Below are 9589 nucleotides of genomic sequence, written 5' to 3'. Positions count from 1 at the left end.
TTTTCTTGCTTGAGCTGCCTTACCCACTTATCCATTGTCGATTTACCAACACCCATGGCTTTTGCAGCTTCAACAACGGTGTAGTTTTGATCGAGAACAAGTTGCGCTGCTTCGAGTTTGAATTCCGCACTGAAAGTGCGTCTGGTACGCTTGGTCATAGTTTCACCTGTCATGCTATGAGGTGTATTTTAACACCTCTAATCAGGTGGCCAAATTCACCGTACCACTACACATAGCATATTAATTAATATAGGAATTATTTATATGAAAGATCACAATCATGTTAATTTCAGTGAAGAGCATGAGATGAATTATCATCTAGAATTGGTTAATAAATCAAAATCAAAAGAAAATAGGAATTACTTAAGAGAGAATACTCAGTGGAGAGCAAAGGAAGAGCTAAATAAAACTGTTCTTACTCATGATGAGTTTAAGCCTTATGTGGAAGCAGATAAGATACATCTAAGTGATCCAGTTTAATTTGATCGTCTCCTTTTTATTCAGGACTCCTCCTGCTTATAACATACAGGAATATTATTGATACAACCCAACACTTCTATTAACTCATATAAATTATCGATAAGATATAGGCATATTGTATGAGGTTATTCTGAAGTAACAGAGTTTTTCGCGACAACACCCTATCTATCTCGATTAATGCTATTCAAGATACAAAAAACCCGCTCATTGAGCGGGTTTCGTTTTGCATAATTATGCAATTTGTAATGGCAGGGGTGGAGGGATTCGAACCCCCAACACGCGGATTTGGAAAACAAAACAACTGCCATACATATCAAAGCCTTACTCGGAGCGAATTTACCATATCCCGCGAATATCCGCAAATGTCCGCGAGCATAGACAGGGGGAAGAAAAAAGCGCCCAGATCCGCGAAGACCGAGCGCATTTTAAGTATGCAATTCTGCTACATATTATGAATAGTAAAATTCTTTGTTTAACATAATGTCCATTAATACGAACTTGATAGGCTAGGGGGTATAAATTATCTGATATTGTGAGCTTTCATCTCAATTTCACTATTATGAGACTTATATCACAATTGTTATATAACATTTTTTTGTTGTTTCTATTTTATTCAGTAATGCTTAAAATAAAAAAGTCCCTAAAGCAAAAACTTTAGAGACTTTTCATAACATTTAGCTAAGGAGGTCACTATTAATGACTACATTCAGTTGATTTTTGCTGTTGCAACTTTGGTCGGTTCACTAGCAGCACTAATCAAAGCAATAAAGTCCTAGGACTAAATGCAAAGCCTCAAACATCTGTTTGGGGCTTTTGTTTATATACTGTACGTATATATTTATACTATGACAGAGCACTAATAAAAAATCAAATAATTAACTTATCTAATGAATAAGTTAATTATTTGGAATTACCCATATGAACCCAACCCCTTATACATTAACTAAAGGATTTAATAACACTGCATCAGAGAGGTGATCTGGGGCAAGGTGCGCATAACGCATCGTTGTAGTGATCGTGCTATGGCCTAAAATATCTTTCAGAACAACGATATTACCACCATTCATCACAAAGTGGCTTGCAAAACTGTGGCGCAGAACGTGGGACATCTGCCCTTTAGGAAGGTGAATCTGTACTCTTTCAATTGCTTTTCGAAATGCCGAAAGTGAATACAAAAACATTTTTTCATCGCCGGATTTATCTAACTGCTTTAACTCTTCATAGAGTTCATCACTGATAGGAACTGTTCTGTTCTTCCCGTTTTTCGTGTTCAGGTAGGTGATTTTACCATTAGCTATCTGTGACGCTTTCAGATTTTCGGCTTCGCTCCATCTGGCACCGGTCGCAAGACAAATTTTAACAATATAGATAAGTGATTGATTCGATGACTGGCGGCAGGACGAGAGTAGTTTTCTGATTTCATCATGAGTCAGAAAACGAAGTTCCCCTTCTCTCTCTTTAAACTGCCGGATATGAGACAGAGGATTATCATATTTAATCACCCCTAACCGCTTCAGCTCATTAAATACAGCCCTGAGATAACTATGTTCACGGTTGGCTGTAGTGGTCGAAACTTCACTGATCCGCCCTTCCCTGTACTTGGCAAATTCTTCATCAGTTAGATTCCGGCCTAACGGGTTATTCATCTTCTCCGCAATCCGGTGTAACAAGTCATAACGTCTTTTACCATCATTTAACGTCCTGCCATGCAACTTGTACCAGAGTTCAATTAACTCTCTCAGCGTCCGGTCATCGGTATTAATGGTCGAACTTTCATTTTTGAGCTGAACTGTTTTTTCATAATTGGCCGCATCTCGCTTTATCTTGAACGTTCGTGACGGGAATAAATCACTGAACCATTCACCTGCATCATTTTGCTGTAACACGTCTTACCCCTTCGCTCGTTGCAGCACCCGAAGCAACCGGCCTATCACTTCAAACTGCCCCTTAAAATCAGGATGAATGACGTTAGTTTTGTATTCCTTGTTATCACTTTTAACTTCAATGGTACCTTCAATAAAATCACGTTGTAGGCGTTTCACATAAATCTCACCATTGACATTAATCACATTGATCCCGTCTTTGAATTCCGTTCGGTCGTCATTTAATGCAACCAGCATCAAATCACCTTCTTCTAGGGTCGGCTCCATGCTGTCGCCCCGAACTTCAACGATACATAGATTAGTGTCTCTAATCCCTTGTCTGACCAACCATTCTTTGCTTAACCGAAACTCAGCAACCGGATTTTCAGATACCACCAAAGCACCTAATCCAGCACTAGCTTTAAAGTCATACTGATAGGCGATGAGGATATCATTATTGGGTAGTTCGCCATTAATAAACCACTCAACAGTCTTTCCGGAAGCCTCAGCAATTGCAGCAAGACGATCAAGGGATGGGTAACTCTTACTGTTCACGTATCCGTGCAAGACAGTAGAAGATAGGCCTGTTTTTTGAGAAAAAGACCTCAAAGTGTCATTTTTCATAACTTCTTTTAAGCGTTCAGGAAATTTATCTATATCTCTTTTTTTATTAAAAACCAATGACATAAGTTAACACCTCTTTCTTTTTTGTTATTTTTTGAGAACAAGGTATTGATTTGTTCTTTTTAAATAACTAAGATTTTCACTGTTCTGATATGCGAACAATACAAATAACCACGAATATCCGCAAGTTTAAATAGAGAGAAAACAATGAAAGACCCACAAATCATAAATATAACTTGTGCCCCGACTCCGTTTGTTACACAACCCAAATTTGCAGAAATGACCGGTATTCCTGAAAGCTCTATCGAAAAAATGATTAAAAATTCGGTGCTTCCGACGATTCCCAAAGATCACGTTAAAGGTCGGGTTCTGATTGACATGGTTGAAACCTATCGACGCATTGAAGCAGGACAGCTCGTTTTAGTCCCATTGAAATAAAGGAAAAGTTATGAAAGTCAGTTTGTCTGAGTTCTGCTTAATTAAAATCGCCAACCAGATTGATGCATCCGTAAGCGTATTAGAGCAAGCAAAAGAGCTGCCAGAGCACACATTCTATAGTTATGTCCGCTTTGCCCATTTTCAAATGATGTTAATCACTATTGATTTTTCTATCAGCCTGTTAGAAATCTCTGATGAACAAAACACCGTTACAACCGCACTTAAACGCTTTTTTGAACAAGGCCAGAACTATCTGAGTTACGCAGCGGTTACCGGAAAGATTGAATTTGAAAACCTGATGATTGATGTCCATGAATATGCGCTCAAACATGCACCGGTCTATGGTGATATTCACTAATGAGTCGGCTGATTCAAATCTCAGGAAATGCACGATGAAACACGAAATTAAATACCGCAATAGCATGACAGGCGGCATTGTCTGTCAAGTCGGCAACATCAGTATCTTCATTGATGAAATCAAACGAGTAAACGGGGGCGAATGGCTGGCGCTGCATTCTTTTCACGGTGACATTATCGGTATGGCAGAAGGCCAGCAAGCGGATGATATCGAGGCGCAATTCAATGAATAAAGTGAATGATACGTATGTTGAATACGATTCGATAGCCGATAATTTTCATGCGTATTTTATGGGGTGTTCAGTCTGGTTTGATGAACTCCAATTGATTGACGAATGTGGAATAAGGCAACTCAATTTCATACAAGATAAAAAAATCATCGCGATTTTGAATGCAGAAGGCTGGCTCAACGAACAATTGATTCATGAACTGGTAACAAAATATTGCGAAACACATAAAGAAAAGGAAGAGAACAATGAATACACCAATCCATTCAATCAGTGTTGATTTTGACCACGTCAGTGAAGCCCGTTTCCTGCATCGTGTCATTCTTGGATACATGCATCCAAGTAACAGTGCTGAACAGGACAACTATCTTTCCGGATTACTCATTCAGATAGAAGAAGCGATTGAACTACTGGAAAGTTTAGAGGCGTAATTCAATGGATGATGTGAGTTATACCCTACCCAAGGGGCACAACTCCGATTATCTGGCACCTTATCACAAACCCTGTCCTGACATGGTCACCGGTGCCGCGATGACGGAGCAGCAACGTAAACGAAACCTTTTCTTAATCCAGAAACTACGCGAGAAACACGGTTTAACGCCACAAAAATAATGAAATATACCGCTTCTTTTATTGGTCATCATATCAATCGCACTTTGCGTAAAAAACACCTGATTGACGTTTATCAGGTGCGCCCCGATTCGCCTTATCTCTCGGCCGCGCTTCGGCTGGCGGAGGCAAAAGGCGATCAGCACAATGCAGCCGAAAAAGACGCAGCAAAGCGGGATACCTTCGAAAATGGCACCCCATTTTCACGCCACTTTATGCCCCGTCTGCCGAAAATCGTGCAGGAAGATATTCAGCATCAGATTTTCAGGCGACGTAAACGGGCAAACCCGACGCGTAAGAATATCGAATTAGCGGTCAATGATGCCGTCCGGCATGGCCTGAAATTCGCCCCGCTGATTGAGAAAAAATTTCCTTTTGTCGATGCCCGTAAAAGTGCATCGGCCCCCCCTGTCACACTCGGTCATCAAACGGTATCGCTCGATCATGACACCCTGATGAGTGATGAGCAGATTGAGCGCCTTGCATGGAATCTTACCCATGAATTCACCGCAATCATGGGCAGTATTTCTATTGATGAAGCAACAGAAAACGGATACCTTGACGCATTACAAACGGCATTTTCAGCAATGAGTGATAAGCTGTTTCAGCTACATATCAAGCCGCCACAAATCCGCAAACATCACGATAATATCCGAGAAGCCGAGCGTGAATTAGAGCGGGCGATCCGTCGTTGTCTCGATGTCGGTTATCTGGCGCGTAAATTCCGGTTTTTACGCACCCAATATATCGAATATTCACAAATCGCCCTTGATCGGGTCGGAGCCAGTCAGGGACAACGCAAATATATTTCCCGTCGTTCGTTTGCCCGCTGGCGTCAGAAACAGAGCGAAGCTAAGCGCTTTATCGAATCAATGGCCGTCTTCGACCCAGAGACCGGCACCGCCTTTGATTTAGAGGAAGTCATCAAGCGTACCACCGCCAATCAGGAAAACCGTCGCGTTGAATTAGTCGTCCGCTCCCGTGGTGATGAAGAGCGCGCGATTGATTTAGGTTATGAGGGCGTATTCATGACGTGGACACTGCCGTCCAAGTATCACCGCAATTCCAGTAAATGGAACGGCTGCACACCCAAAGAAGCTCATCAGAACATCATGGAGCAATGGAAACGCGCCCGTGCCCTGTTCAAGAAGCATGAGATTGACTGGTTCGGTCTGAGAGTGGCCGAGCCGCACAAAGACGGCACACCCCACGCGCATCTGTTCTTATACGTTCATCCCAGCCAGAAGGCTGATTTTGTACATATCTGTGAATCCATTGCCTGTGAAGAAGACAGGGACGAGTTAATCAGTGGTGGCCTGTTTCACAAATCCCACCGGATTAAAATTGAATACAGCGATCCGGCCAAAGGCACCGCAACCGGCTACATCATCAAATACATTTCAAAAAACATTAACGGCTCACACATGCCGGAGAATGATGCCGAAGAATCGGCATTCTCTGCCCGTGCATGGGCTTCAACCCACCGGATCAAACAGTTTTCACAATCCGGCTCTCCTGCCGTGGGTTTATGGCGGCAATTGCGACGGGCAAGCGCGGTCGATACCGCCTTTGATGAAGAGTTGGAAACCTTGCGTGACCATGCCGATCAATCCCGTTGGAAAGGGTTTTGTGAGTTGGGCGCAAAAGCCAAGCTTGCTTATGAAGAAAACTTCAACAAATACGGGGATACCGTCAAACGGGTTATTGGTGTGAACTGGCTCGGAAAAATCATTCAAACCTGCGCCACCCGTTACAGTCTCGTGAAAAAAAAGGACGTCCAGCGTTTGCAAGAAGCGCGGCGCGCTTCCCCTTGGAGCACTGAAAATAAGTGTAACCCTTCCCCAGAAAAGGAAATTTCAACGCTTGAAAAAGCACTCATTGACGCCACCGGATGGAGTGTCAAAGGCGTTCAGTGTCTGATTGCCCCGTTGATGCGCGGGGCAAAGATAGCCATTGACCGTTATGTCTCCCTGAAACTCAGCAATGACCGATTAATCACCCTTACAGACAGGTAAACATGAGCAAACTACAAACGAAAACAACCCAATTACTGGAAGAAATGGACACCGAAGCACAAGCCTATAAGCCCCCGTTAGGGTTTGGCTTTATCAAGCCGTGGCTGACCAAAACCATTTGGTTATTGAAAGCATTCAATCACCGACTCACAACACTTGAAGGAGAGATAAAGCATGACTGAATCTGACGATATTCTCGGGTATGTGGTTTGTCATACCTGCCAAAATCCCAAAGCCATTAAGCAAGGCAAAGGCAAACGCTCGGCCTTTGTTCACGGTCGCTGTGATTGTGGTCCCGATACCCGAACCGGAAAAGCAGCCCAAGCAGAAATGAAAGCCTTTCAGCCCCTTGAAACGGTTCAGGCTCAGATTGACGAAATGAGCCAACCGGAGCCGCAACCGGAATCATTGCCAATCCAGACGGAAAAACAGACGGAAAGTAACCCCAATCCAGAGCCAAAACCAGAAACACAATCAAAGCCAATGACTACCCTCGCCTGTATGGGATTAGGGGGTGCTTTAGGCGTGGTGTTCGGTGGTCTGATTAAAGCAATCAAGGTGGTCTCTTAATGGAAAATCTAACGGAATACTCAGAAAACGAAATACCAAATGATGACGGTCTGGAAACCCATTCAAAAGCGGATGAAGACGCATTACTGAATGAAATCACCGAGCAGGATTTTAACCCTGATGAAGCCGTTGCCAAAACCGATCCTAAAGAAGCGGCAGCACTGGCAGCAGGCGAAGCAACTTCAATGGCCGTCATAGGCGTCACTGAAGAAGTGATCCGGCAGTTCGTACACAAAGATTTCATGTTTGATGAAGCGCAGGTCAAAGGAGTGGCAGGGGCTGCGGCTCCGCTGTTCGTCAAATACGGGGGTGAGCTTCCGCCTTGGCTTGTCCAGTACAAAGAAGAGCTGACCTTTGTCATGGCTGCGGGGGCGCTCGGCTTTTCATCGTATCATCAGGTGAAAGAGCTTAAAGCCCTTGACCGAGCTAAAGAAATCCAAGCGGCCAAAGAAGACGGAGCGCCAGACCATGCAGCCGATTAACCCCAATAATGCGCTGCACAATGGTCATGTCTATGCGGTCGGGATGAGTGGCAGCGGTAAGACCTCAGCCGCAAAGAAACTCTTTATCCGTGCAACCGATCAAGTCGCTATCTTTGATCCGGTTGGCGACTATACCGGCACGCTGGCCGGTCGTGTCGTTCGGGGATATGACAATATCAAAGACTTTGCCACCGCCATGATTGCAGGGCGTAAAACACGGCAAGGGTTTAAAATTGCCTATCAACCCAAGCATGAAACCACCGTCAAAGACTTTGACCGCTTTTGTCGGGTGGTTTGGGGCTGTGGCAACGGCAAACATCCAAAGCCGCTAAAAATCATCTGTGAAGAGGTTGCCGAGCATAGCGAGAATGCAGGGAAAGCCACCGGTTATCATGGCAAAATTTTGCGGCTGGGCCGTAAATTCAACCTGCATTCAATCAATTTATTCCAGCGCGGTCAGGAGGTATCTAAAACCATTATTGATAACTGTCAGCGCGCCTGTGTGATGATGCAGAAGACCCATACCAGTGCGCAATATTTAGAAAAAATGACCGGCATATCAGCCGATGAAATCGACCGGTTAAACCCGCTTGAGTACCTGCTTCAGGATGGAAAAGCCTACCAGAAAGGCGCGATTCGATGGTGAAATGCGACTCAAATCACATTTATTCTAAACCGGATTCACAATCGGGTTAGGAATCGATTGTGAATCGTGTGCTTTGATACAGACCGCCTAATGTTGGGCGGTTTTTTATTGGAGCAAAAATGAAGTTATCCGCAAAGAATATCGCTGTGGTCGGCCTGATTGCCGCAGTGGTTGCCGCTGGCGTGGTCTGGGCGTCAAATAATGTTGATTCTGTTGAAGACGCGATCGGTTAAGGGGAGAGCGTATGAATTCAGTGATGCGACTTAATTCATTTACGGGCGTTGCCTACGGGGAAAAAGCCTCAATGGTGATCCCGACCGGCCCCGTTTATGAAGAAATCTTTCTTGAAACCAACCTGTCACCGGAGCAGATCAAACGGGTTTCGATTACTTTAAACGGTGATGAAATCATTGTCCTTGACGGAAAGTTAATGAAATCCCTTGAAGCCTACAAAGGGATGCCGTCGATTGATGGTTTTTATCATATTCCGCTGGCTGACATTACCGCCAAGACTAAAAACGGGATGCGTTACACCGCCCTTGTGACTGAGGCCGGAGACAATATTATCCTTGAAGTAGAAATTGCACCGGATGCAAGCGGCAGCGCGCCGGGCGTCGTGCTCAAAGGTCATGCGACGGTCTCCCCTGCACAAGGGGTGCGTATTGTTGTACCGCAAATCAAAAAGCAAACCATGCAAGCGACATCGACAGAGAATGAGTTTCTTGATTTGGTCTCCAGCCCGCTGTTGCTGGTTCGTCGGATGCATTTCTTGTCAGAAACTGTGAACTCACTCGAAATTCACCGCGATTATATCAAAGTGTATGACACAACCCGCGCAGTTGAGACGATGCGCGCCAAACGCAATCGTCGATTCTGGCAATCAGGGATGTATCACTTTGACCCGATTATGCGCGGTTATTTCATTGATGAACTGTTCCAGACCGCGCACACCAACGAGTTGAAATTCACGGTGAAAACCGACAGTGCTGTCGGCTCGATCCCGATCATTGTTGAGTCCGTCAAGATTGTTCGTCCTGACCTGATTAAGTAAGGGGGCAATCATGGCGTTCTTAGATGATTTAAGTAATTTTGGCTCCGGCTTGCTCGATAGTGTCGGGGAAGGCTTCGACAACCTTGTCGGAGCCGCAACCAGTGATAACAGTTCGGTCAACGCCAACACGCAACCACAGGCAACCCATCAGGCCGATGATAACGGCAACAAAGTCACACCGGCACCACAAGGCAATGACAAAACCCTCCTGTATATCGGGGGCGGTCT

General features: G+C 44.5%; 17 protein-coding genes. 14 read left to right on the top strand and 3 right to left on the bottom strand.

Annotated features, from left to right (window positions below; translation table 11 throughout):
- Window positions 1-158: transposase (locus tag VR7878_RS20325; RefSeq protein ID WP_077333657.1), on the bottom strand; the 158-nt coding region annotated here is incomplete at its 3' end.
- Window positions 159-264: 106 nt separating this feature from the next.
- Here VR7878_RS20325 and VR7878_RS20320 point away from each other — a divergent pair.
- Window positions 265-480 carry a hypothetical protein gene (locus VR7878_RS20320; protein ID WP_077337775.1) on the top strand — a complete coding sequence of 72 codons (216 nt, stop codon included), beginning with the start codon at window positions 265-267 and terminating at the stop codon, window positions 478-480.
- Window positions 481-1412: 932 nt separating this feature from the next.
- Here VR7878_RS20320 and VR7878_RS20315 read toward each other — a convergent pair.
- On the bottom strand, window positions 1413-2366 hold the full coding sequence (locus VR7878_RS20315; RefSeq protein ID WP_077337774.1) for a phage integrase: 954 nt from the start codon (window positions 2364-2366) through the stop codon (window positions 1413-1415).
- Between the two features lie 3 nt (window positions 2367-2369).
- Window positions 2370-3029: an XRE family transcriptional regulator gene (locus tag VR7878_RS20310; protein WP_077337773.1), complete on the bottom strand. Its 660-nt coding sequence runs from the start codon at window positions 3027-3029 to the stop codon at window positions 2370-2372.
- Window positions 3030-3173: 144 nt separating this feature from the next.
- Between VR7878_RS20310 and VR7878_RS20305 the strand changes: the two genes are divergently transcribed.
- From VR7878_RS20305 to VR7878_RS20250, 13 genes are all read left to right on the top strand, one after another.
- Window positions 3174-3404, top strand: coding sequence for a hypothetical protein (locus tag VR7878_RS20305; protein ID WP_077337772.1), 231 nt, complete (start codon window positions 3174-3176; stop codon window positions 3402-3404).
- Window positions 3405-3414: 10 nt separating this feature from the next.
- Window positions 3415-3762 (top strand): hypothetical protein, encoded by a 348-nt coding sequence (locus VR7878_RS20300; RefSeq protein ID WP_077337771.1) that lies wholly within the window; start codon window positions 3415-3417, stop codon window positions 3760-3762.
- A 34-nt stretch (window positions 3763-3796) separates the two neighbouring features.
- Window positions 3797-3994, top strand: a complete 198-nt coding sequence (locus VR7878_RS20295; RefSeq protein WP_077337770.1) for a hypothetical protein — start codon at window positions 3797-3799, stop codon at window positions 3992-3994.
- Complete coding sequence (locus tag VR7878_RS20290) at window positions 3987-4268, top strand: hypothetical protein (protein WP_077337769.1); 282 nt, start codon at window positions 3987-3989, stop codon at window positions 4266-4268. Before VR7878_RS20295 ends, VR7878_RS20290 begins: the two co-directional genes overlap by 8 nt.
- Complete coding sequence (locus tag VR7878_RS20285; protein WP_077337768.1) at window positions 4237-4419, top strand: hypothetical protein; 183 nt, start codon at window positions 4237-4239, stop codon at window positions 4417-4419. The genes VR7878_RS20290 and VR7878_RS20285 overlap by 32 nt, the downstream gene beginning before the upstream one ends.
- Window positions 4420-4423: 4 nt before the next feature.
- The gene (locus VR7878_RS21170) at window positions 4424-4600 is read left to right on the top strand and encodes a hypothetical protein (RefSeq protein WP_157371839.1); all 177 of its coding nucleotides are present in this window, start codon (window positions 4424-4426) and stop codon (window positions 4598-4600) included.
- Window positions 4600-6612 (top strand): replication endonuclease, encoded by a 2013-nt coding sequence (locus VR7878_RS20280; protein ID WP_306345814.1) that lies wholly within the window; start codon window positions 4600-4602, stop codon window positions 6610-6612. Before VR7878_RS21170 ends, VR7878_RS20280 begins: the two co-directional genes overlap by 1 nt.
- Before the next feature lie 2 nt (window positions 6613-6614).
- Window positions 6615-6794, top strand: a complete 180-nt coding sequence (locus VR7878_RS20275) for a hypothetical protein (RefSeq protein WP_038182612.1) — start codon at window positions 6615-6617, stop codon at window positions 6792-6794.
- The gene (locus tag VR7878_RS20270) at window positions 6787-7182 is read left to right on the top strand and encodes a hypothetical protein (RefSeq protein WP_038182614.1); all 396 of its coding nucleotides are present in this window, start codon (window positions 6787-6789) and stop codon (window positions 7180-7182) included. The genes VR7878_RS20275 and VR7878_RS20270 overlap by 8 nt, the downstream gene beginning before the upstream one ends.
- Entirely contained in the window at window positions 7182-7664 is a 483-nt protein-coding gene (locus VR7878_RS20265; protein WP_077337767.1) for a hypothetical protein, read from the top strand. The genes VR7878_RS20270 and VR7878_RS20265 overlap by 1 nt, the downstream gene beginning before the upstream one ends.
- Window positions 7651-8310: an ATP-binding protein gene (locus tag VR7878_RS20260; RefSeq protein ID WP_077337766.1), complete on the top strand. Its 660-nt coding sequence runs from the start codon at window positions 7651-7653 to the stop codon at window positions 8308-8310. The genes VR7878_RS20265 and VR7878_RS20260 overlap by 14 nt, the downstream gene beginning before the upstream one ends.
- 244 nt (window positions 8311-8554) lie before the next feature.
- Entirely contained in the window at window positions 8555-9361 is an 807-nt protein-coding gene (locus tag VR7878_RS20255; protein ID WP_077337765.1) for a major capsid protein P2, read from the top strand.
- Window positions 9362-9371: 10 nt separating this feature from the next.
- A partial coding sequence (locus VR7878_RS20250) for a hypothetical protein (RefSeq protein ID WP_077337776.1) occupies window positions 9372-9589 on the top strand: 218 nt, incomplete at its 3' end.

The organism is Vibrio ruber DSM 16370 (assembly GCF_900163965.1).
Lineage (GTDB): Bacteria > Pseudomonadota > Gammaproteobacteria > Enterobacterales > Vibrionaceae > Vibrio > Vibrio ruber.
This window is presented reverse-complemented; position numbering and strand designations above follow the sequence as displayed.